The organism is Mesorhizobium sp. M7A.F.Ca.MR.148.00.0.0, assembly GCF_003997735.1.
Taxonomy (GTDB): domain Bacteria; phylum Pseudomonadota; class Alphaproteobacteria; order Rhizobiales; family Rhizobiaceae; genus Mesorhizobium.
Genome location: NZ_RZTB01000006.1, coordinates 17,669 through 39,191, shown reverse-complemented (window position 1 = coordinate 39,191; position 21,523 = coordinate 17,669). Strand labels below are relative to the sequence as shown.

General features: G+C 61.3%; 17 protein-coding genes and 2 pseudogenes. 6 read left to right on the top strand and 13 right to left on the bottom strand.

The genetic code is table 11. From position 1 onward, the window contains the following. Nucleotides 1–47 precede the first annotated feature (47 nt). Nucleotides 48–347 carry a DUF1236 domain-containing protein gene (locus EOB49_RS03855; protein ID WP_127266845.1) on the bottom strand — a complete coding sequence of 100 codons (300 nt, stop codon included), beginning with the start codon at nucleotides 345–347 and terminating at the stop codon, nucleotides 48–50. Between the two features lie 508 nt (nucleotides 348–855). On the opposite strand from EOB49_RS03855, the gene EOB49_RS03845 reads away from it, so the two are divergent. From EOB49_RS03845 to EOB49_RS03835, 3 genes and pseudogenes are all read left to right on the top strand, one after another. Next, complete coding sequence (locus EOB49_RS03845) at nucleotides 856–1,233, top strand: low affinity iron permease family protein (RefSeq protein WP_127380195.1); 378 nt, start codon at nucleotides 856–858, stop codon at nucleotides 1,231–1,233. Nucleotides 1,234–2,035: 802 nt separating this feature from the next. Further along, entirely contained in the window at nucleotides 2,036–2,779 is a 744-nt protein-coding gene (locus tag EOB49_RS03840; RefSeq protein ID WP_127380194.1) for a DUF4142 domain-containing protein, read from the top strand. Between the two features lie 22 nt (nucleotides 2,780–2,801). Beyond that, a pseudogene (locus EOB49_RS03835) lies at nucleotides 2,802–3,402 on the top strand (general stress protein). 295 nt (nucleotides 3,403–3,697) lie between these two features. Here EOB49_RS03835 and EOB49_RS03830 read toward each other — a convergent pair. The 9 genes and pseudogenes from EOB49_RS03830 to EOB49_RS03790 form a co-directional block, all read right to left on the bottom strand. Further along, nucleotides 3,698–5,468 (bottom strand): annotated as a pseudogene (locus EOB49_RS03830) (SLC13 family permease). Between the two features lie 314 nt (nucleotides 5,469–5,782). Beyond that, a complete protein-coding gene (locus EOB49_RS03825) occupies nucleotides 5,783–6,859 on the bottom strand; it encodes an ABC transporter ATP-binding protein (RefSeq protein ID WP_127380192.1) in 1,077 nt (358 codons plus the stop codon). Continuing rightward, the gene (locus tag EOB49_RS03820) at nucleotides 6,856–7,656 is read right to left on the bottom strand and encodes an ABC transporter permease (RefSeq protein ID WP_127380191.1); all 801 of its coding nucleotides are present in this window, start codon (nucleotides 7,654–7,656) and stop codon (nucleotides 6,856–6,858) included. Before EOB49_RS03820 ends, EOB49_RS03825 begins: the two co-directional genes overlap by 4 nt. 1 nt (nucleotide 7,657) lies before the next feature. Beyond that, nucleotides 7,658–8,518: an ABC transporter permease gene (locus tag EOB49_RS03815; RefSeq protein ID WP_127380190.1), complete on the bottom strand. Its 861-nt coding sequence runs from the start codon at nucleotides 8,516–8,518 to the stop codon at nucleotides 7,658–7,660. 59 nt (nucleotides 8,519–8,577) lie between these two features. Next, entirely contained in the window at nucleotides 8,578–9,582 is a 1,005-nt protein-coding gene (locus EOB49_RS03810) for an ABC transporter substrate-binding protein (RefSeq protein ID WP_127380189.1), read from the bottom strand. A 59-nt stretch (nucleotides 9,583–9,641) separates the two neighbouring features. Beyond that, the gene (locus tag EOB49_RS03805; RefSeq protein WP_127380188.1) at nucleotides 9,642–11,111 is read right to left on the bottom strand and encodes an aldehyde dehydrogenase; all 1,470 of its coding nucleotides are present in this window, start codon (nucleotides 11,109–11,111) and stop codon (nucleotides 9,642–9,644) included. A 10-nt stretch (nucleotides 11,112–11,121) separates the two neighbouring features. After that, nucleotides 11,122–12,159 (bottom strand): LLM class flavin-dependent oxidoreductase, encoded by a 1,038-nt coding sequence (locus tag EOB49_RS03800; protein WP_127380187.1) that lies wholly within the window; start codon nucleotides 12,157–12,159, stop codon nucleotides 11,122–11,124. Further along, complete coding sequence (locus EOB49_RS38590) at nucleotides 12,156–13,964, bottom strand: alpha/beta fold hydrolase (protein ID WP_127380186.1); 1,809 nt, start codon at nucleotides 13,962–13,964, stop codon at nucleotides 12,156–12,158. The genes EOB49_RS03800 and EOB49_RS38590 overlap by 4 nt, the downstream gene beginning before the upstream one ends. Beyond that, complete coding sequence (locus tag EOB49_RS03790; RefSeq protein ID WP_127268589.1) at nucleotides 13,957–14,544, bottom strand: amino acid synthesis family protein; 588 nt, start codon at nucleotides 14,542–14,544, stop codon at nucleotides 13,957–13,959. The genes EOB49_RS38590 and EOB49_RS03790 overlap by 8 nt, the downstream gene beginning before the upstream one ends. Nucleotides 14,545–14,677: 133 nt before the next feature. On the opposite strand from EOB49_RS03790, the gene EOB49_RS03785 reads away from it, so the two are divergent. Beyond that, the gene (locus EOB49_RS03785; RefSeq protein ID WP_127380185.1) at nucleotides 14,678–15,355 is read left to right on the top strand and encodes a GntR family transcriptional regulator; all 678 of its coding nucleotides are present in this window, start codon (nucleotides 14,678–14,680) and stop codon (nucleotides 15,353–15,355) included. 1,113 nt (nucleotides 15,356–16,468) lie between these two features. On the opposite strand, the gene EOB49_RS36360 is transcribed toward EOB49_RS03785, so the two are convergent. The 3 genes from EOB49_RS36360 to EOB49_RS03765 form a co-directional block, all read right to left on the bottom strand. Then, nucleotides 16,469–16,726: a hypothetical protein gene (locus EOB49_RS36360; RefSeq protein WP_164781581.1), complete on the bottom strand. Its 258-nt coding sequence runs from the start codon at nucleotides 16,724–16,726 to the stop codon at nucleotides 16,469–16,471. Nucleotides 16,727–17,554: 828 nt separating this feature from the next. Next, a complete protein-coding gene (locus EOB49_RS03770; protein ID WP_245472454.1) occupies nucleotides 17,555–17,890 on the bottom strand; it encodes a metalloregulator ArsR/SmtB family transcription factor in 336 nt (111 codons plus the stop codon). Then, a complete protein-coding gene (locus EOB49_RS03765; protein WP_127380183.1) occupies nucleotides 17,874–18,749 on the bottom strand; it encodes a DNA ligase in 876 nt (291 codons plus the stop codon). Before EOB49_RS03765 ends, EOB49_RS03770 begins: the two co-directional genes overlap by 17 nt. Before the next feature lie 1,673 nt (nucleotides 18,750–20,422). Here EOB49_RS03765 and EOB49_RS03760 point away from each other — a divergent pair. After that, nucleotides 20,423–20,716 (top strand): helix-turn-helix transcriptional regulator, encoded by a 294-nt coding sequence (locus EOB49_RS03760; protein ID WP_127319055.1) that lies wholly within the window; start codon nucleotides 20,423–20,425, stop codon nucleotides 20,714–20,716. Between the two features lie 30 nt (nucleotides 20,717–20,746). Beyond that, nucleotides 20,747–21,031, top strand: a complete 285-nt coding sequence (locus EOB49_RS03755) for a GtrA family protein (protein ID WP_127380182.1) — start codon at nucleotides 20,747–20,749, stop codon at nucleotides 21,029–21,031. Nucleotides 21,032–21,523 lie beyond the last annotated feature (492 nt).

Sequence of the window (21,523 nt, the reverse complement as noted above, 5' to 3'; positions counted from 1 at the left end):
GCTTCAGCCCCGCCGCCAGCGATGGCGGCGGGGTTGGATTGGTTCGTTCAGTCGTAAACCTTGATGATTTTTCGGGTGCCCGGGTCCACCAGCACCGTGCGGTTGTCGACCACCACATAGCGGTATTTGACGTTGGGGACCTCATGGATCTCAACCGTGTCTGGCAGAGCTGTCCCGACATTCAGTTCCACGCCGGGGAGCTTGACCGACGCCAGGGGCTGCTGCTTCACATATTCGCGGATGACGGTGTCTTGTTCCGGCTGGATAATGATGTCGTCCGCGGCGGCTGAGCCGATCCCAGCCAAGAGCAACATCGCTGCTGCGGTGTTCTTTAGAAGCATGTTCATATCTGCACTCCCGTGGGGACGGGCGCAACACGATCATCGTCCCGCGCCGCCCGGCAACTTGAACATGGAGCCGCCCTAAACGTTCCGCCTTAGGCACTTAGGTCTAGTCCCTTTGGGGCCTAAGTCTGGTCCTAGAACACGCATTGGTCCTGTCAGAGACAGCGACTGGAACGCCTGCCCCCCGCGGCTGTTGTCTCTCGAATTTGGGAGAAAGCAGATGGATAAAAGTGCTGGCCAAGCACGCTGTTATTCGCAGCTGTCCCCTTTCTCGTGATGGCACTCGTGCTTGGCTGACATGTGGTGGATCGGCGCAGCAACGTCCCTTCCGACGCCATAGCAGGGTTCGCGAGCCGCCCAGCTGCTCGCGAGCCCTATATCTTTAACTTGGAGTAGGTGACCTGATGTTGCGCGACAAAGAGAGTCGGATCTTAGAGGCAGGCTTACTGGCAGCAGTGCCTATCTGTGTGGCCATTACCGCACTGGTCGCCTTGATGACTTTGGCCCGGATATGAATCGGTTCCTTTTCGCGGCCTCCGACTTCCTATCTCGGCCGCCGGGCTTCTATGTCATTCTCCTAGCAATGGTTTTGTGCACCGCCCTGGTGCCCTTTGGTCTGACAAGTGCGGTTACCTACGCCCTGTCGGTTGCCGCCATCGTGATCACTGGTGTTGTCCTTCTACAAGGCTATCGCGACACCGCCGCCATTCACGCCAAACTCGATGAGATCATCGTTTCACTGAATGAAACCAGAAATGACGTTGTCGGATTGGAGCACGCCGAGCCGGAGGAGATCAGGGACAAGCTTGTAGAACTCGAAGCAGAGGCGTCCCGAACGATCGGCGCTGCCAGGCGCGAACTTTCGAAAGCAACAGGAGAGAGATCATGAACAATATCATTTGGCTCGTCGGTGCGGTGGTCGTCGTCTTGGCGGTTTTGAGTTTCTTTGGCCTTCGGTAGGGCGGCCATTTCCGCCGACAACCTGAAGGATTAGCGGGACCAAACTTGGCATCGCAAAATTGCTTATCATGAATGACAATCATCCGCCCCCCGACAAGTTGGTGTCCGATCCACCGCCAGATTGGCAGGGCGTGCTTTTTGCCACCGCTGCTTTCGTCTCATCCATATGCGCCCTGCTGCTGGCATTTTGGATGTCTGTTTGATCGCTGTCGGACAGGCCCATTGTCCTATAGAGAGCCAAAAAGGTTTGGCATCAAAGTTGCCTTGACAAGTTGGGGCGGATGAAGCCCGCCGCTTCGCAAATGGGGCGGCGGGCTTTCATAATCAGAAACGAGCAGCGGCGGGTGCCTTGGCCGTTCGCGCGATCACTTGGCGGAGGTCACGCATGTCGACCTGCCTACCCGCCGGCATGCCGGTTAGGCGGAGTCTGGGGCGTGACCGACGTCTTTCCGCCTTTGTGGTGCTTTTCTGACCGGGCGCGTCTGCTTCAGGCTCTTGCCAGATCGCACACCGAACTTTTCACCGTTGGATTTTTCGCCATCAGGCTCCCTCTGCGCGCAATGGCAACTCTTCGATCGGTCTGAGGTCCCGGACAATGGGATCGGGACGCTCCGCCAGCTTCACGACGACGGGAATGGCGCCCCGAAATGTCCGACATTTGTCAACGTCCGGAACAAAGGTAGCGCCAGGAGATTGGGGTTCATCGTCCTCCTCAACCAAGGAACCTCAGCATGAGAACCAAACTACGCATGGCATCGCTCTCGATCGCGACCGTAATGACCGCTGTACTGCCTGCCTTGTCAGCAGAGACGGCACAGGACTTCGTCACGAAGGCCGCGATCGGCGGGATGTTCGAAGTGCAGTCCAGCAAGGTCGCTCAAGACAAGCTCCAAGATCCGACCCTTAAGGATTTCGCCCAGAGGATGATCTCCGACCATGGCACTGCGAACGCCAAGCTCGAGAGTATTGCCGGCGAACAGAAATTGCAGGTGCCCGCCGACCTCGACGCTGCCCACAAGAGCGACGTCGACAAGTTGCAGTCAGCTGCGGCGCCAGTCGATGCACCCTATGCCGACATGCAGAGGACGGCGCATGCCGACGCTGTGAGCATGTTTGAAAGTTACGCCAAGGATGGCGACAATTCCGCTCTCAAGTCGTTTGCAAGCGAGACGTTGCCGACACTCAAGATGCATCAGGAGATGATTGGCAAGGTCGCGGCTGCCGCTCCTGCCCCCGACAGTTCCGCGCCAGCCGCCTCCGATGCGGACACCACAAATTCTGCGGCGCCGGTGCCTGGTGCCAACAGCTTCACCGAGGACCAGGCCAAGAGCGCCATCGAGAAGGCGGGTTACTCGGACGTCTCCGCCCTGACGAAGGACGACAAGGGGATCTGGCGTGGAACCGCGAGCAAGGACGGCAAAGCAGCACCCATCGCCCTCGACTTTCAAGGCAACGTCGTTGCCGGCAAGAATTGATCACCAAGCAAGGACAAATCAGATGAAAACCGTAACAGGACTCTTCGACAATTACGATCAAGCAAGCGACGCTGTGGGTGAGCTTGAAGCCACCGGCGTTCCGCACGACGATATTAGCATCGTGGCGAGCAATTCGAGCGGCCGGCTTACGGGCGAAGCGTCGGAGGCTGGCGAGGATGCGGCGGCGGGGGCTGGTGTCGGCGCCGTTATCGGCGGGGCCGGCGGCTTGCTCGCTCACCGGCCTCGGCCTGATGGCCATACCCGGTGTCGGCCCCGTGGTTGCCGCGGGCTGGCTGGCAGCGACTGCGGTCGGCGCTGTCGGCGGTGCCGTGGTCGGTGGCGCAGCTGGTGGCATCATCGGCGCGATGACAGAGTCCGGTGTGCCAGAAAACGACGCACATGTTTATGCCGAAGGCGTTCGGCGTGGGGGAACAATGGTCATAGCCAGGGTCGAAGACGACCTAGTCCCCGACGCGGAAGAGATACTGAAGCAATATAATCCCGTCGACATCGCCCGCCGTCGAAACGAATACGAAGCAGGCGGTTGGACCGGCTTCGATCCAACGGCTGATGTCTACACAGGTGATGACCTGGAGGGGGCCAGAGGGCGTCGCAACGTGTGAGATGAAATGACTGGGCGGCTAACAGCCGCCCTCGTCCGCCCTGCGCGATGTGCAACGCTCGTATCTCAGGTTAGCGGCAAGATAGAATGTCGTTGTGACGGCTTGCAGTTCACCATGGCCCTGCCGCTGCGCAAAACACGCCTTGTGCCGACTTTTGCTTGCTTTCCCTTCGCCCGATGAACGGCTGGAACAAAGTGTCTATCGCCGCGGGCGGGACGAGAGGGCCACCGTTGGCGACACCAACCGGAATGTAGTGTCATGTGGGATTTCCAAGGAGGGCATCCGAATATCGATGTCAGTCCACTGGCCAAACGATCATAAGCATCGGCACGGCAACAATGACTACGAGAAAAGATAGGGGCAGTCCCAGACGGGGATAGTCGCTGAAGCGGTAGCCACCCGGCCCCATGACAAGCGTGTTGCACTGATGTCCGATCGGGGTGAGAAAGTCACAGCCGGCGCCAATGGCGACAGCCATCAAAAATGCTTCCGGCCGGTAGCCCAGATCACTAGCAAATTCGGCGGCGATAGGCGCCATGACAAGGACGGTGGCGGCATTGTTGAGGAATGGCGTAACGGCCATGGCGGCGACAAGGATGAGCATCAGTGCGCCGGACGCCGGAAGGAGTGTTCCCAGCCTAGCAAGCTCGCCGGCAACTACTCCCGTCGCCCCTGTACTGCGTAGCGAATCGCTTACTGGAATGAGAACGGCCAGCATCACGAGGATAGGCCCATCGAGCGATTGGTAGACGTCGCGGAGCGGAATGACCTTGAAAAGCACAACCGCGACAGCGGCCGCGAAGAAAGCGACGGAGACTGGCAGCAGCCCAAACGCCGTCGCCACCATGGCGAGAGCAAGGATTACTACCGGCACGATACCCTTGCGGACGCTACCAAGAAGGATTGCCCTTTCTGCCAGTGGTAAGCAGCCGAGTTCACGAAGTATCTCAGGCATCCTGGCTGCAATGCCCCGCAAAACGACAACGTCCCCGAGCCTCAGCTCGACTTCGGCCAGCCTGCGGTCGAGGCGCTCCCCGCGACGGCTGACAGCCAGGAGGTTGACATTGAAGCGATCGTAAAGGGCAAGGCGCTGGGCGGTCCAGCCGATCAAAGAGGAGCTTTCACCGATTACGGCTTCGATAGCGACCATTTCGTTGGTGGTGTCGTCACCACCAACCCTATCCCCGGTCACGCTGAGCCTGCCCTGGGAGACAAGGCGATCCAGCGCTTCTGGGTCGCCCTCGAGCAACAGGATGTCATTCACCTTGAGGATCGCGTCGGGCAGTGGCGTCATCCGCATCGTGCGATTGCGCAGAATCGACGTCACGATTGCATCGCCGCCGGCGAGCTTCATGAGGTCTGCGACGGTTTTCCCGAGCACCGTGGAGTCGGCGACAATTCGAGCCTCCGTAAGGTAGTTCTTGATGTCGAGGGCTTCGTTCAGTGATCCGCCAAGCTTTTCGCGCACCGGCAACAACCAATAGAAAAACAGAAGGAAGATCGTTCCGGCAGCGGCTATGGCAGCTCCAACAGGTGTGAAGTCGAACATTGTGAAGGCGGTTCCGGTCAGTTCCTCTCGTACTCGGGACACAACGATGTTGGGAGATGTTCCCACCTGCGTCATGAGACCGCCGAGCAGTGACCCGAACGCCATAGGCATCAGAAATATCGAGGGTGAAATGTTAGACCGGCGCGCGAACTGGAAGGCGATCGGAATCATGATAGCGAGCGCCCCGATATTCTTTACAAAGGCAGAGAGGATCGTGACCACGATCACCAGCAGCGCCAGTTGCGACCGAACTCCCGATAATTTCGGAGCAAAGCGCTTGATGGCGGCCTCCATGATACCCGAGCGCGATATCCCTGCGCTCACCAGCAGAGCGCTGCCAACAATAACCACGATATCGTCGCTGAACCCGCTGAAGGCTTCGTCAAGAGGCACAATGCCAACCGAGAGAGCAAGCAACAGTGCCGCGGCCGCGACCAGATCATAACGATAGCGACCCCACACGAACGCTGCCATTCACGAAGGTTACGGCAAATGACAAAATTTGCTGCGTCGTCATGTCTTCGAATGCCCCAGCCGCCAATGCGACTCATCAGAACGGCCAAACCGCCCCTTTTGTTGCTTCGCTGATTGCGGCTTTGCCAGCACGATCCTGAACGCCATCGGGCGATGGCCACTGTCCCACGGCTTCCAGCGCAGTCGCCTGCGATCGTCAGCTTTTAGGCGATGGCAAAACCGACCTTACGACCATGAGGCGCAAAGCAGTCGGGCGGCGTTGGGCCAGGAGCGGATCGGCAGCGTTCAGACACGGATTTTAAGAAGCGGTTCTTCGGGCCTTCACAGACATCGACGTGACCTGACCAATCCGGCCCTTCAGGCCGGAAACAAGAAGGCCGATCCGGGATCAAAAAAGATACGCTTGCCTGATGTTGTGGCGCTGTCTGCTCCCTCCGCGTCAGAGGCTGGCCTGACATCAATTTCGTCGCCGGCGGCCGTGCGCGCCATGACGCGCCGGCGGTCGCCAAAGAACGCCGTGTCGATGATCTCGACGGCGAGCGCCGCGCTCGTGGCTCCAGGCGCGAGGCGGAAGGCTTCCGGGCGCACCATCAGCCGGACCCTCTGACCCTGGCCGAACGATGTTGTCGTTTTGATACCGGTCACGATTGAGCCGTCGGCCAGGCGGATCGTGGATGCGCCACGCGCGGTTTGCAAATGCTCAGCCGGCAGAAAATTCGAGTTGCCGATGAAGCCCGCAACAAATTCGCTCGCCGGCCGGAGGTAAAGATCCTCGCCGGTGCCGATCTGTTCGATGCGGCCTTCACTGAACAGCGCGATCCGATCGGATAGGTGCAGCGCCTCCTCCTGGTCGTGGGTGACATAGAGGATGGTGACGCCTGTCTCCCGGTGGATGCGGCGGATCTCGGCCTGGATTTCCTGGCGCAGCTTCTTATCAAGCGCCGATAGCGGCTCGTCCATCAAAAGGATCGGCGGGTCGTAGGCGAGCGCGCGGGCAAGCGCCACGCGCTGCTGCTGGCCGCCAGACAGCGCGCCCGGATGGCGGTCGGCGAAGTTTTCGAGACGCACCAGCGCCAGCATGTCGGCAACCTTGCGCTTGATCTCAGCATCGGGCCGGCGGCGCACGCGCAGCGGAAAGGCGATATTCTCGGCGACGCTCAGATGCGGAAACAGCGTGTAGCGCTGGAACACCATGCCGATGTTGCGCTTGTGCGACGGCACCGAAAGCAGCGACATGTCCTCCAAAAGCACATCGCCTGAGCTCGGATCCTGGAAACCGGCAATGGCGTAGAGCGTCGTCGACTTGCCGGAGCCGGACGGGCCGAGGAATGTCAGGAATTCACCTTTGGGCACATCGATGGTCACGTCGTGGACGGCGACGAAGGCGCCGAACGTCTTTCTTAGCGCGCGTATGGACAGGAAGGACCGGGTCATCTGGACAATTTTCTGCGAAGGAGTGCGGTCACAATCATCAGGCAAAACGTCAGGCCAACGAGCAGGCTGGAGGCGGCGGCGACCACCGGGCTGAGGTCTGCGCGCAGGCTGCCCCAGATCTTAACCGGCAAGGTCTGCAAGGTCGGACTTGCCATGAAAATCGCCACCACGACCTCATCCCACGAGGCCAGGAACGAGAAGATCGCCGCCGAGAAGATGCCGATCCTGATCGACGGCAAGGTGATCCTCAGCCGCGCCTGAAACGGACTTGCGCCGCAGACGATGGCTGCATCCTCGATGGATTTATCGAAACCTTCGAGCGCAGCGGTGATCGGGATGATGGCGAAGGGAAGCGCCAGGATGGTGTGGGCGATGACGAAGCCGACCGTGGTGCCGGCGAGGCCGATGCGCAGGAAGAAAGCGTAGATGGCGATGGCGAAAACGACGACCGGCAGCACCATCGGCGTCAACAGCAATCCGCGCAGGACCTGGCGTCCGCGGAACTCACCCCTGACGAGGCTGAAGGCAGCGAACAGGCCGATGATGACGGCCAGAATAGCGGCCATGGCGGCAATTCGGGCACTGGTCAGCGCGGCATCGATCCAGGTCGGGTCGCCCAGCAATTGCTGATACCATCTCAGCGTCCAGCCGGGTGGCGGAAAGGCCAGCCAGCGCGACGAACCGAACGACAGGAGCACGATGAAGACCACCGGCAGCAGCAGGAATGCCGCGACGGCCGCCGTGAAGCCGACAAGCGCCACCCGCAGCCATCCGAGCCGTTCATAGTCGAGCAGCATGTCAGATCCCTCCCCCGGCGCGCCTGGCACCAACCAGGCGAAGCTGGATCGCGTAGAGCGCCATGGTGACGACAAGCAGGACGAAGGCGGCCGCACTGCCGAGCCCCCAGTTGAGTAGCGACTGCACCGTCTGGGCGATCATCTCTGCCAGCATCATGTTCGATGTGCCGCCGAGCAGGGCCGGCGTGACGAAGTAGCCGAGCGACATGACGAAGACCATCAGACCGCCGGCGGCGACGCCCGGAAGAGACAGCGGTAAGAGGATGCGGCGGAAGGCCTCGAACGGGCTTGCGCCGCAAAGGGCGGCGGCGCGCAGCGTCATAGGGTCGATGGCGCGCAAAGTGCCCACCAGCGGCAGGATCATGAAGGGCAGCATGATGTAGACCATGCCAATGGTGACCCCGGCCAGATTGTTGATAAGCGGCAGCGGCTCGTGGATGATGCCGAGCCCCATCAGTGCCCGGTTGATCACCCCCGTACGCTGCAGCAGCACCATCCATGCATAGGTGCGGGTGAGAAGGTTGGTCCACATCGACAGCACGATGCTGCCGAAGACGATCGATCCCATGGCCGGCGGCATGATCGCCAGCATCCAGGCAACGGGAAAGGCCACCAGGATGGTGACGGCGGTTACGACCGATGCGACCAGGAAAGTGTTGAGGAACACCCGCACATAGGTGCCGCTGCCGAACAGGGTCGCGTAGTTCTGCAGGCCCGGTTCAGGATCGGTTACGCTGCGCAGCAGCAGGGCCACCACCGGCATGATGAAGAACAGGCCGACCAGCAGCAGAGCCGGCAAGGCGCTGCCGCTGCCGGCCGGCAGGCCGGCGACTGAGCTGCGTCTGAAAGAAATTCCTTGCATCGAGCGGTCCTGTCCCGAAACGGGGCGCGCCAGCCGCGCGCCCGTCACCTGCAACGGCGTTACTTGGTCTGCCAGGCATACCAGCGCGTGGCGATCTCATCTCGATGCTCGGCCCAGTAGTTCATGTCGAGGTTGATCTGTCCCTCAACATGGGCATCGGGGAGTGCTTTGACGGCATCGGCGGGCATCTCAGCCTTGGCCTTGGTATTGATCGGCGCATAGCCGCTTGCCTCGGCGAATTTCGCCTGGCCGGTCGGGCTGGACGCAGCGGCAAGGAACTTCATCGCACTGCCCTTGTTCTTGGCGCCTTTCGGCACGACGAGCACGTCGGCGGCGGTGAGGTTCTGGTTCCAGGAGACTCCGACTTCGGTGCCATCCTGCTGAAGGGCAAAGACGCGCCCGTTCCACAGTTGCCCGAAGGCGGCCTCCCCGGAAGCGATCAGCTGCTGTGACTCGGCACCGCCGCCCCACCAGACGATGTCGGACTTGATGGTGTCGAGTTTCTTGAAGGCACGGTCGAGGTCAAGCGGATAGAGCTTGTCCGCCGGCACGCCGTCGGCGAGCAGCGCGATCTCGATGACGCCGGGCGCCGACCATTTGTAGAAGGTCCGTTTGCCGGGAAACTTCTTGGTGTCGAACATGTCGGCCCAGCCGGTCGGCTCGCCCGTTACGGCACTCTTGTTCCACGCGAGCACGAAGGAATAATAGAAGCTGCCGACGGCATGCTCATTGCTGAAGCGCGGGTCGAGATCGGCCCTGGGCACCAGGGAATAGTCGATCGGTTCCAGCAGCCCGTCCTTGGCGGCCTTGATGGCGAAGTCCATCTCCACGTCGACGACATCCCAAGTAACGTTGCCGGCATCGACCATGGCCTTGAGCTTGCCGTAGTCGGTTGGTCCGTCTTGCAGGACCTTGATGCCGGAGTTGGCCTCGAAGGGGGCTGCCCAGGATTTCGTCTGCGCCTCTTGCGTGGTGCCACCCCAACTTGTGAAGGCCATTTCATCGGCCTTGCCAGCGGTGGCGGCGAGCAGTCCGGCCAGCAAGCCGGTCAGAAACAATTTCATGATATTCTCCTCTGTTGGTCTGTTCTTGTTTTTCTCAATGCACCTGCGCCCCAAACCCCTCAGCGCATGACGAAGGGATCCGGGATCGGCTCGTCCGACGTCTTGATCCAGACGGATTTCGAGCGCGTGTAATCTCTGATGGCGTCGAGCCCGCCTTCGCGGCCGAGACCCGACAGGCCGTAACCGCCAAAGGGAACGAGCGGCGATACGGCGCGATAGGTGTTGACCCAGACAACACCGGCATGGATGTCACGCGCCATGCGATGCGCCTTGCCGAGATTGCTGGTGAACACGCCCGAAGCCAGGCCAAAGGGCGTATCGTTGGCGAGCGCCAGTGCCTGCGCCTCGCTGTCGAAGGCAAGCACGCTGAGCACCGGCCCGAACAATTCCTCGCGCACGCAAGGCAGGTCGCTGCCGCCGGCGTCGATGATAGTCGGCGCGTAGTAGAAGCCGTCGCCGGTTGGCCGCGTTCCACCGGTGACCAGTCTGCCGCCCGCGGCAAGGCTCTCCGCGACCACCTTCTCGATCCAGTCTCGCTGGCGCAGCGTGGCGAGCGGCCCCATTTCTGTGGCCGGATCCTGTGGGTCGCCGATGCGGATCGCTTCGGCCTTGCGCTTCAGCCGGACGAGGAACTCATCTTTTACCGAACGCTCGATCAGCAACCGTGACCCGGCGACGCAGCTCTGGCCGGTCGCGGCGAAAATGCCGGCGACAACCGCATTGGCGGCGCTGTCGAGGTCGGCGTCGGCAAAGACGACGATCGGGCTTTTGCCGCCGAGCTCCAGCGTCGTGTAGGCAAGGTTCTCCGCCGTATTCCTGACAATGGCGCGCGCCGTCGAGGGGCCGCCGGTGAAGGCGACGCGCGAGACCAGTTTGTGGCTGGTCAGGCGCTGGCCGCACTCATGGCCGAAGCCGGTGAGGATGCTGACGACGCCGGAGGGAAAGCCGGCTTCCTCGACGAGTTCGGCAAAAGCGAGCAGCGGCGCCGGACCATCCTCGGACGCCTTGAGCACGATTGTGCAGCCCGCGGCCAGCGCCGGGCCGAGCTTGACGGCCGAAAGGAACAGCTGCGAATTCCACGGCACGACGGCGGCAACGACGCCGATCGGCTCGCGACGAATGGTGACGTCGAGATCCGGCTTGTCGATCGGCACATGCGCGCCTTCGTGCTTGTCGGCGAGCCCGCCATAATAGCGGTAGTAGTCGCCGACATAGGCGATCTGGGCGCGCGTTTCGCGGATGATCTTGCCGGTGTCGCGTGTCTCGAGTTGGGCAAGGCTCGCGGCATTGGCGGCGACGAGGTCACCGAGCTTGACAAGCAGCTTTCCACGCTCTGTCGCTGTCATCCTTCGCCATGGGTCTGAGCGCAATGCGCGGTGCGCCGCCTCGACGGCGCGGTCGACATCGGCTTCGCTCGCCACCGGCATCCTGGCCCAGGCCGCGCCGGTCGACGGGTCGACGCTGTCGAACGTGGCTGATGGCTCGTCGAAGCGGCCGTCGATGAAGTTTCTGAAAACAGCGTCGGTCATGGGCTCGCGATCAGAGGAAGGCCGGCATTACCCGGTCGATGAACAGTTTCAGCGATTTCGTTTTGCGCTCATGCGAAAGCCCGCTGTCGATCCAGATCGAATACTGGTCGTAGCCGAGCGCCTCATAAGCCTTCAGTCGAGCGAGGACTTCGTCGGCTTCGCCGATCACCAGATTCTGCCTGATCCTGTCCGGCGCGTATTGCGGCATGGCCGCGATCTCGTCCTCCGTCAGCGGTTCCAATATGCCTTGGTGCACCGGCTTCTTGTTTTGGAACCAGGCGCCGAACTGGCAGTAAAAGGTCGACAGGTCCTGGGTGAGGCGATCGGCATCGGCTGCATCCTCGGCGACGAAGGTGTGCATCAAAAGCATGATTTCCGGACGTTCGATCTCGGGATGCGCAGCGCAGGCGCCGTTGAAGCGCTGCATCAGGCTCGCCACCTCGTCGTCGCCGGAAGCCAGCGGCGTCACCTGCACCTTGCATCCATGGGAAACGGCAAAATCGTGCGAGTTCGGATCGCGCGCTGCCACCCAGATCGGCGGGTAGGGTTTCTGTAGCGGCTTGGGGGAGGAGGTGGTGGGCGGGAATTGCCAGAACTCGCCGGAGAGTTCGAAGTCGCCTTCCCAGAGGCCGCGGATCGCCGGTATGATCTCACGCATGCGCTGGCCGGCGCCCCAGGCGTCGAGGCCTGGAAAGATACGCTGATATTCATAACTGTAGGCGCCGCGCGCGATGCCGATGTCGAGCCGACCACCGCTAATGACGTCGGCCATCGCCGCTTCGCCGGCAAGTTTGATCGGATGCCAGAAGGGCGCGATCACGGTTCCGGTACCGAGACGGATCCGGCTGGTTTTGGCCGCGAGATAAGCGATATTGATAAAAGGATTGGGCGAAATGGTGAATTCCATGCCGTGATGCTCGCCGATCCAGGCGGTCTCGAATCCGGCCTGTTCGGCCATCAGGACCAACTCCTCGAGCTCGGTCACGAGCTCGGAATGCGGCTTGGCGAGGTCCGACCGTTCCATATGCACGAAGAGCGAGAATTTCATCGCTGGTCACCTGTGTTGGGTGCTGTGGAACCGGCGGTCCTGGCGAGCGGCCGGACCTCGCCTTCGACATCGTTGCCGACATAGACGCCGAATGCATCCACTGAGCATTCCTTGACATAGCGTGCGAGCATCGAGCGGATCGCCGGATCGGCGATTTTCAACTCCTCGATCGCGTGAATCTCGACCAGCCTGATGCCGCGATCGCTGGAAGCGGGCACGTCGAACGTGCCGCGATAGTAGACATGTGTGCGCGAAACATCTCTGGCATCGTCCCAGACGGCGAAAAGGAAGCCCAGCTTGGCCTCGATGGCCCTCGCGGCAAGCACCCCTCGCAGGCTTTTCCCATCGCCAGCCGCACCCAGACCCCGACCGCGCGGCAGTTCAAAACCATCCGCCGTCTCCAGGAACAGGATCCGGCCGCCATTCTCGAGGATGGCGCCGACATCGGTGCCGGGCTGGGTGGCTGCCAGCGCGTCCTGGCTGAGGCCGGGCGCGACATACGCGCCGCGGCAATAGCCGAGCGGCTGCGCGGAATTGTGCTCGAAATCGCGGACGCGGCCAATGAGGATTGAATGATCACCGGCATCGACCAGCCGCTCCATGTCGCAGTCGAAGGATGCGACGGAGCCGTCCAGCACGGGGCTGCCCGTTCGTCCCGGTCGCCAGGCAACGGCGGCGAACTTGTCGGCCGCTTTCGAGGCGAATATGCCGGACGCTGCCTTCTGATCCTCGTTGAGGACGTTGATGGCGAAGCTTTTCGATGTCGCAAAGACAGGATGGCCAACCGCCTTATGAGCGATGCAGACCAGCACCAAAGGTGGATCAAGCGACACCGAGGTGAAGGAGTTGGCGGTGAAGCCGCGCGGCTCGCCTTCGGGCCCGATGGTGGTGACGATGGTGACGCCGGTGAGGAAGGAACCCAGCGCACGGCGGAACTCGCTGCCGTCGAACCCGGTGTTCGCCGCGGCAGCGCTGTCTTGCTCGATCGCTTCGCCTTCTTTGAGGAAGTCGACGATATGGCGCGTCGTCAGGCCGGGATCCGCCACCGCCATCATATGCCGCTCGCCTGAGAGCACTGTGCAGCGGCCATGCGGCGCCAGCCGCGCCATCGCGGCCGACATTGCCGGCGAAGAATTCCTGTCCTCGGAACCGGTCATGAACAGGGCCGGTACGGCTAGCCTCGGCAGGCGGTCAGCGTGGTCGCTGTCGGCACGAGCGAACAGGCGATAGGTGCGAGCATAACCTTCCGGGTCGACGGCACCCAGTACGGCGGCCGTCTTCCGTGCAGCCGCCTCGAGCTCGACCGGCACCGGATCTCCGAACCAGCGGGCAATGGTCTGTGCCGTGCCGGTCACGTCACTCTTGCCGGTAAGCGCCACCGCGCGCTGGCGAACAGCTTCGGCCAGTTCAGGTGGCCGCCGGAACACGGCATTCAGCGAGACGATGCGGCGGACGCGCTCGGCTGCGCGTAGCGCGAGTTCCTGGGCAACGAGCGCGCCCATCGAGTGGCCGATGACGGATACTTTGTCGAGGCCGAGATGGTCGAGCAGGCGAATGGCCTGATCAGCATAGTCGGCGAGTTCTGGGTTCTGCGGCGGCAGCGGCGACTGACCGTGGCCGAGCATGTCGATGGCGATGACGTCGAAGCTATCGGACATCCGCTCGATCTGCGGCTGCCAGATCGCGGCGTTCATACCAACGCCATGAATAAAAAGCACCGGTGCGCCCGCGCCGACACGGATGAAGCCGGTGCCGTCGGGCGCCGCACCCCGTCGAGCCCATGCCGATGCGGAAGGGTCAGCCATGCACGTCCCCAAGCTCTTTGAGGTCTTGGTAGCGGTCGCCGATTCGATGATGCGGGCGGCCGCCGATCGAGGCGCCGAGCGCCACAACCAGCTCGTCGGGCGCCGGTGCATCGCCGATCTGGAAATGCACGGTGAGGTAATGCGAGCGCCGCCCTTCGTCATTTTTGTCCATCAGCGGAATGATGATCGGGGTGTTCGGCCCGCCGCGCAGATTGGTGAAGGCAAGGTAGGTCTTGGCGCTTACGGCACGCCGATAGTGGTTGCCGAAGTGCAGCGTATGGATCAACGCCGACGCATGCTCGATCTCGCCCGACGTACCGCAGATGGCGGCCTTGCCATAGCCCTCGATAGCCTCGCCGGAACCGGCGGCGGCAACGATCTCGTGGGTCAGGATCTCTCCCAGCACCGGCGCACAGGCTCGGATTTGGGGCGACAGATCGTCGGTGAAGCCGCGACCGGCCCAGGGATTGGTCAGCACCGCTGCGACGCCGATAAGGCGCAGCGGCCGGGGGGCGGCCTTGCCGCCTTCGATCAGCGTGTTCTCGGTATAGGTAACGATCTTACGAATGGCGGGCTGCATGGAATTCCTCGGGTAGGTGGTGCCTCGGGACATCAAATCCCGCTACCATCTTATGGTATACCATGCTATGGAGCGCCAAGTACCTTGTCAACCGGGCATCGAATCTGTTTTCGTAGCGGCGCAGGAGGCATACATGCCAGACGACACGCTTCGCATCGACCGCAGCTCCAAGACCTTGAGGACGCTGGCGCTGGAGCGCATGCGCGAAGCGATCATGGATTTCCATTTCCAGCCTGGCGAAAGGCTTGTCGAACGGCCGCTTTGCGACCAGCTCGGCGTCAGCCGTTCCGTCGTGCGTGAGGTACTGCGGCAGCTGGAGGCAGAGGGGCTCGTGCAGATGATCCCTGGGCATGGGCCGGCCGTCGCCAGGCCGGACCTCGGCCGTACCGACGAGATCTACGAGCTTCGGGCTCTGCTTGAAGGCATCGCGGCCCGAGCCTGTGCCCTGTCGGCCACCGGCGAGCAGTTGGCAACGCTCGAAAGGGCGCTGGCGGATTTGTTCGATGCGTGGGCGTCGGCGACGCCGCCTGCGGTGATGCGGGCGACGACCAAATTCTACGAGGCACTGTTCGAGGCCGCCGACAAGCGTGTCGCCTGGGAAATCGTCTCCGGGCTGAATGTCCGCATCAACCAGCTTCGTTCGATGACAATCGTCTCGACCAACCGGCGCGAAGCGGCGATCGCCGAGATGAACGAGATCATGGATGCGATCCGCGCACACAAGCCGGAAGCGGCGGAAGCAGCAGCGCGGCGGCATGTCGAGTCCGCCTGGAAGATCGCCCGGAACACACTACGCGTCGATTGTCCTTAGTCTCACCACCAAATTTCCAACAGAGCCGATCGCCCACGAATCGGGCTGCGTGCGGAAGCTTTACCTCACCTTAAGAGTGCCGCAGCAACACCCCGCTCTATGCAGAGGGTGCCTCTGGGGCCCGTCGCGTGGAGCGAGCGGTTTTCTTCGCTACTTCGATTCTCAGGAAGCTAATCACGCGGCCTCTCTTGTGTTATCGTAGCTGACAGCAGCCTTCTCGAACGCCAGATCACTCCGTCGAGCCCAGTTCCTCTCAGCATCGAGCAGCTCATTCTCCCCACTCAAGCCGTTCATGAACAGCCTGAGTACGTGCGCAGCCGTGCGCTCTCCCGCCCGCGAAGCAACAGGTACGCCGCGCTCTTTGCAGACCGTCTCACAAACACGGGCAAGCATCACAATATCGCTCGGTTCTAAAAATCGACCTGGATACAACATACCGTCCTCTGTTGGAAAGCTACGTGAGCCTTTGATTACGCTAGGTCACCGGCAGCAACAATCAACTATGATAGTCTGCACCTCGACTGGTCAGAAAATCTGAGCGGCCTTCAGACGGTGGGCATCGCGCCACTCCGAGTCGGAAGGACAGAACTATCAGGCTAGGTTTTCCCGTTAGGTCGATTCGGTCCAATCGCGTGGGCCCGGGTAATGCGAACGGTCGCTCGTCTAATGGCAAGTTGGCCGGTGAAATGCCATGTCGGCATTTTCGGGCACCTCGAATTGAAGCCTTGCAAAAGCTGGAACCCCTCGGTGTCGCAGACCGCGCAAATCAAATCGAGGCGCGCACCGCCGCCCGGTGAGAGACACCTCGACGAGTTGCCGCGAAAATCCACCTTGAAGGCCTGACCGTCAGCTACTCATCCCCCTGCCAAAGCAGGGAACAAGATCCTTTGGGCAATGTTGGGCGCAATGCCAAGTTCTTCCTCCGGTCATGTGTTTGACGTGGCGATTGTCGGCGGCGGCCCGCAGGACTTGCGGCAGGCATGTATCTGGCGAGATTCTTGCGTTCGGTGATCTTGGTCGACGCTGGCGACGCACGAGCCAAGCTCATTCCAAAATCGCATAACTGTCCTGGCTTCCCGGACGGCGTAGGCGGGCCAGAGTTGCTCGGCCGTCTCAAAGCCCAGGCACGGTGCAGGCGTTGTGGACGGTCGTGTAGCGGGCGCCGAGAAGCGCGACGGGACCTTTCTGCTGACGACCACCTTCGGGACCATCCGAGCACAGCGCATGGTTCTTGCAACCGGGATTGTGGACAAGGCCCCGGCAATAGAAGAGCTGGAGGAGGCGGTGGCGGCCGGCACCGTCCGACTGTGTCCGGTCTGCGACGCCTACGAGGCCGTGGGCAAGCGCATCGGCGTCGTAGGCCCAGTGCATCTGGCACTCAAGGAGGCCCTGTTCTTGAAGGAGTACAGCGGTCAGGCCACTTGCTCGCCAGCTATCCGGAGGATATTTCCGAGGACGCTCGCGGCATGGCCTCGGCAGGCGTCATCGAATCTGGGACACCGTCGAGAATCTGGTCGCGGGGCAACCGGGTTCGACGTTGTCATGGCCGACGGTGCGCCAATGCGGGACGTGGATGTGGTGTACCCCGCAATGGGCTCTGATGTGCGCTCTGAAACTTGCCGTCGCACTCGGTGCAGGGTGTGACGCGCAATGATATGTTCTGGTCAGCCGACACCTCGAAACGTCGACTGCGGGCCTCTATGCCATTGGAGACGTGGCTGAGGGCCTCAATCAAATTGCCGTTGCGTTTGGTCATGCCGCCACCGCAGCAAGACATATCCACAACGCACTTCAGTCTAGGCCGGGAAGCTGACCGGCCACCCTGCCATGGGGTAGCGTCTGACCTAACGAAGGCCGGCACGGTTGCGAATTTGGGGGTGGACCACGCCGTGCCGGCCAGTGCTGGACGCCCCAGCTCAGTTACGCTACCGGCACAATAGGAATCCAGCAATTAAACCTGATGGTCTAGGTAGCCCGTCGGCCATTCCGCGATAGCGCCTCCCCTACGATCCGTCGCTGTCAAAATGTGCACTGTTGAGCGCACACGTCGTCGCGACGGGGCGCCCACGATCTGCCCCGGTTCGCGATAAGCGCGGCGTCAAATTTCAAACTGATACGCTGCCGTAATGCGCGGTCCAACTACTTGCAAACGAACAGTCGAACTCCCTTGCCCCAGGCCATCACCAAACCGACTGGCTGTCACGGATTGAGGTCAGAAAGCATGTCGTTTTCTACCCATCTTTCCAAAAGCTGAATGAGCTCCAGAGCCCGGTCGGTGCACGAATAAAAGGTTGTGTTCCTTTCGCGTCTCTTGGCAACCAAATCAAATTTCCGCAACATGACAAGATGCTGAGAGAGAGCGGGTTGGCTCAGTCCAACCCGAAATGCCAGATCGCGGACCCGTATCTCGCCTTTGGCCATTATGAACAGAGACAGAAGTCGCTTCTCGTTGCCCATGGCCGCGAGGAGCCCGGCCGCGGATGCGGCATAACTGGGCAACTTTTCCGATCTGTCTTCCTCAGCCAGCGCCACCACTGTTGATCTCCCACAGATCCTGCACGGGAGCATTGCGCAGCTTGGGCTCGCCGCGTAGCGTCCGGACGCGAGCGTTGATGTCCGGCTTCACCCATTCGACCTCAGGCGTGACCTGCGCCGTGGGAACGCCATTCGGTGGCCCGGCCTTGGCCTTCTGCTCGCGTGTCCAGAGCCAGTTCTTGATTGCATCGGTTTTGGCGATCACCGCCTTGCCGACATTCTTGACGTGTCGTGCGAACAGCCTCTCTGTCCACTCGCCGGGCTGCCGCTTGATCCCAATAAGTTCAAAATCAATGTCCCAGCACTTCAGCCAGACTGCATCCTTTGCCCCGCTGCGGTAAGGGGTGACCTTGCGCTTCGAGACGATACCTTCGAGGCTCATCCGATCGGCCGCTTCGTAGATCTCGACACCGCCTTCGACATGCTGGCTGCACTGGACGATGCCTTCGGCCGGCTGGATGAGCTCCCGCAGGATTGCCTTGCGCTCGACTGCTGGCCGCCAGCGCAGATCTTCGCCACTTTTGTGCAGGATATCGAAGGCGACGAAGGCGAGCAGCTCGGCATTCCACGCCATGCGCGAATGCATCGCGTGAAAGTTCGGCCGGCCGCCCGGCTGCGGCGCGATCATCTCGCCGCCGGGAATGAAGGATTTCGCTTTCAGCTGCTCGGCGGCAGCGACGACAGGCCGGTGACGTTTCAACCGGCCTATCCCCATGCGGGTGAAGGTGAGCGCGCCGGCCCAATCGAGAATGATCTGGGTGCAACAGCCATCATCTTTGATTTCGCACAGCCAGCCGTTGCTAACCGGCGGCTTCAGCGCCAGGACAGGCTCCTGCGGCTTGATGAACTTCAAACGCATGAACTGACTCGCAAACTGCGATTCAATTTAGCACACGCTTAATTAGTTTCGTAGCATTTTAACGAGTCATTGACCGCGCTGTCCCATTATAGGACGGCGCGGTCAAAACCCAACCGGACTGCGCAGGCGGCTCCGGCACTGAAGCGCCCGCCCGAATGCCGGAGCCGCCACTCACACCTAATATACCAGCAATGGTTGAATCAACCGTTACCGCACGTGCTTTCCTCTGCGCTTCCCTGATCGTTACACTGTTGACCGAGCGGACCGAACGCTTCGATGGAGAGGACGAAGCTACCCGATCGTGGGCCCGTAATCCCGGCAAGCGGCATGCAGGATAGCTCTAACCTGCCTGACGTGCGGTGAGCAGACAATGCGTGAGCTTCGCTAAGCGATCTGGCACATTGACCCTCTGAGCGGTCGATCCCCTATGGATGTAGCCGCTTATACAGGGTCCACCGCCGGCGCCTCAATAGGCGGCGGGCCGCAGGTCCCAGGGCGCTCAAATCGAACGCGAAACAGCCGTCTCGCACTCATTTGCCGATGCCGCGAGACGGGCTGCGGAAGCTTCCACCCAGTACGAGGCTTCCAGCGTTCCGAACCCTGGCTGCTGAAGACTGCTCCGTTAGCTTTTGCTGAAGCGGGTACTTGTTATGCTGCGGTGATTTTTCGTCGCCATGAAAAAACTAGCTGCCTCGGACAGGAACGGCTTGGCCCGAGCGGCTGGAGTCGCAAGACCCGTGGGAGGATAGTCCAGTTTCCGGATCCCGGAAACAGTATAAGTCGAAGCCGCGCTACTCGGAACTCCCAGGCCCCGCCAACCATTCCCGCAGATCTTCTTCGATTTTCGCCAAGACGTAGCGAATAATTGGCACTCCGCACGCAGGATCTCCCCTTCGATGGGAAATTGCTTGAACGAGATCGTCCAGGCGATCTAGATAAGGTAGGCGGCTCATCAGCCTTCACCACGCTGCACCTCACATGCGCTCTCCATGAATGAGTACCCACCACGCCACCGAGCCGTGGCGGGTACTCAGCCAACCGCCGACGAAGGGACGATGATCGACGGTCACATTTCCAAATGTAGAAAAGGCTCCGTTGTTTCAGGGTCGGACCTTTGCGAGTCCATGTCGGGCTTCAGTCGGGCCCAGACACGATAGAGTGCCTGCAAGGGTGTGTAGCAGCGCCAGCGCGAAGGCCCCGTCACTGACCAGCAATGATGGATTTCGGAAACCAGGTTGCCTGGTCCGCAAGACTCAGTGGGTCCGCCCCCACTTGCGGGTAGAGGCGGACCCGACCGAGGCTTGGGGGCCTCGACCGGCAGCGGGGGACGCTGCCGCTTGTTCAACCTGCCGCAGCATATCAGGTTCCGCTGATTCACAAAAAGCCCACCGGAAGATGCCGGGCAGGTTCTGGAGTGTGCTGGGACCAACCAGCATAGGTCAACAAGCCGCGACAGGGTTGGTCCCGATAGCGGGCGGACGCCGCCAAGCCGCAGCCCTCGTTTCACCCGCCCGCTGCTTGCCCCACACTCTCGTCCCGGCGCCGCCTGTAGCCTGTCACATGCATCGCTGAGACATCGCTCGTAACGACCGTCCCCCTCGCGGGGAAGATCGATCATCCGATCGTCGCACAGATCGAAGGAACATTTTAGAGTTATCGAATGTTCACATCCTATGGACAGCCGAACCCAACTCTCAGCAGCTCAATCGAGAACAGCACGCGCCCTGCTGAACTGGTCGCGGGTGCGCCTTGCCGCAAAAGCCAGTCTCAGCGAAATGGCGATCAGAGATTTTGAGAACGGTATTCGAAATCCGCGTCCCCACAAGATCGCGGCCATGCGCCAAGCGTTTGAGGACGCGGGAATTACTTTCACCTTCGAAGGCGCTCAGTCGCTAGCCCGCCCTGAAGGTCATAGCGGTCTCGCCACCACCAATAGAATGTGGCGCCGCCGGCAGAGACAAGCATAACGATAAGGGTCCTTCATCCGCGTAGAGAGTATGTGTCTAGTGCGCGTGCCTGAGCATCGGTCTGCCGGCGACGACGCGCTCAAGCTGCTGGCACGCTTCGGCATGGTCGGCATCGCCGCCACAATTCTGTATGCCGCTTTGGTTACCGCTTTTATCGGAACGGCTCGCTGTCACCCCATCCAGCCCTCGCTTGGGGCATATGCCGCAGCCACCCTGTATTCGTACCTGGCTTACAGATCCCTGACGTTCGTGTCGGGCCCATCGCATCGAACTGAAGCTCCGCGTTTCCCGGCGATTCTTGACGCGCTCAGATAACATCGCGCCGTGTGACGGCGAGTCCTAGCCGCCTGCGCGGACGTCTCAATCGAGATGCCGGCCTTTCGCAGAATCGCCAGGAGTCTGGCAGGGGCATTGTTGTATTTGGTGGGTCATAAAGTTTTTGCGCCGGCCTTAGGAACATGCATCCGGAATCTAAGTTGGGAACGTGCTTGGTGTGAGAACTCCCTCCCTCAAGTCCAAGCTCTGGTGCAGGGCCCGTCGCTGTGACCTCAGCGGCGGGCCAACCTGGAGAAACCCATGCAACCTTTTCGTAAGGCTGGAACCCGTTTGCAGCTCGGCTTCGGGCAGGTCTCAAAGCCAAGGCCCCCTCTAGTCGTGCCTTCAGCGGCCGGTCTACTCGTCAGACGCTCCACGGTCTCAATGATGGCCTTCGCCAGCGGCTCGGGTTGTAGTGACCAGTCAGCCCAATCCTCGGATGGTAGCACGCCAAGGGCGATATTTGCGGATCCGCGCCTGGACAGTATGGCC

Excerpts from the sequence above, each read along its gene's own strand:
- EOB49_RS03785 (WP_127380185.1), top strand. The coding sequence starts at position 14,678 with ATGCCAGACGACACGCTTCGCATCGACCGCAGCTCCAAGACCTTGAGG.
- EOB49_RS03845 (WP_127380195.1), top strand. The coding sequence starts at position 856 with ATGAATCGGTTCCTTTTCGCGGCCTCCGACTTCCTATCTCGGCCGCCG.
- EOB49_RS03790 (WP_127268589.1), bottom strand. The coding sequence starts at position 14,544 with ATGCAGCCCGCCATTCGTAAGATCGTTACCTATACCGAGAACACGCTG.
- EOB49_RS03765 (WP_127380183.1), bottom strand. The coding sequence starts at position 18,749 with ATGCGTTTGAAGTTCATCAAGCCGCAGGAGCCTGTCCTGGCGCTGAAG.
- EOB49_RS03820 (WP_127380191.1), bottom strand. The coding sequence starts at position 7,656 with ATGCTGCTCGACTATGAACGGCTCGGATGGCTGCGGGTGGCGCTTGTC.
- EOB49_RS03815 (WP_127380190.1), bottom strand. The coding sequence starts at position 8,518 with ATGCAAGGAATTTCTTTCAGACGCAGCTCAGTCGCCGGCCTGCCGGCC.
- EOB49_RS03755 (WP_127380182.1), top strand. The coding sequence starts at position 20,747 with ATGTGTCTAGTGCGCGTGCCTGAGCATCGGTCTGCCGGCGACGACGCG.
- EOB49_RS38590 (WP_127380186.1), bottom strand. The coding sequence starts at position 13,964 with ATGGCTGACCCTTCCGCATCGGCATGGGCTCGACGGGGTGCGGCGCCC.
- EOB49_RS03800 (WP_127380187.1), bottom strand. The coding sequence starts at position 12,159 with ATGAAATTCTCGCTCTTCGTGCATATGGAACGGTCGGACCTCGCCAAG.
- EOB49_RS03805 (WP_127380188.1), bottom strand. The coding sequence starts at position 11,111 with ATGACCGACGCTGTTTTCAGAAACTTCATCGACGGCCGCTTCGACGAG.
- EOB49_RS36360 (WP_164781581.1), bottom strand. The coding sequence starts at position 16,726 with ATGCACTGGGCCTACGACGCCGATGCGCTTGCCCACGGCCTCGTAGGC.
- EOB49_RS03760 (WP_127319055.1), top strand. The coding sequence starts at position 20,423 with ATGGACAGCCGAACCCAACTCTCAGCAGCTCAATCGAGAACAGCACGC.
- EOB49_RS03840 (WP_127380194.1), top strand. The coding sequence starts at position 2,036 with ATGAGAACCAAACTACGCATGGCATCGCTCTCGATCGCGACCGTAATG.
- EOB49_RS03810 (WP_127380189.1), bottom strand. The coding sequence starts at position 9,582 with ATGAAATTGTTTCTGACCGGCTTGCTGGCCGGACTGCTCGCCGCCACC.
- EOB49_RS03855 (WP_127266845.1), bottom strand. The coding sequence starts at position 347 with ATGAACATGCTTCTAAAGAACACCGCAGCAGCGATGTTGCTCTTGGCT.
- EOB49_RS03825 (WP_127380192.1), bottom strand. The coding sequence starts at position 6,859 with ATGACCCGGTCCTTCCTGTCCATACGCGCGCTAAGAAAGACGTTCGGC.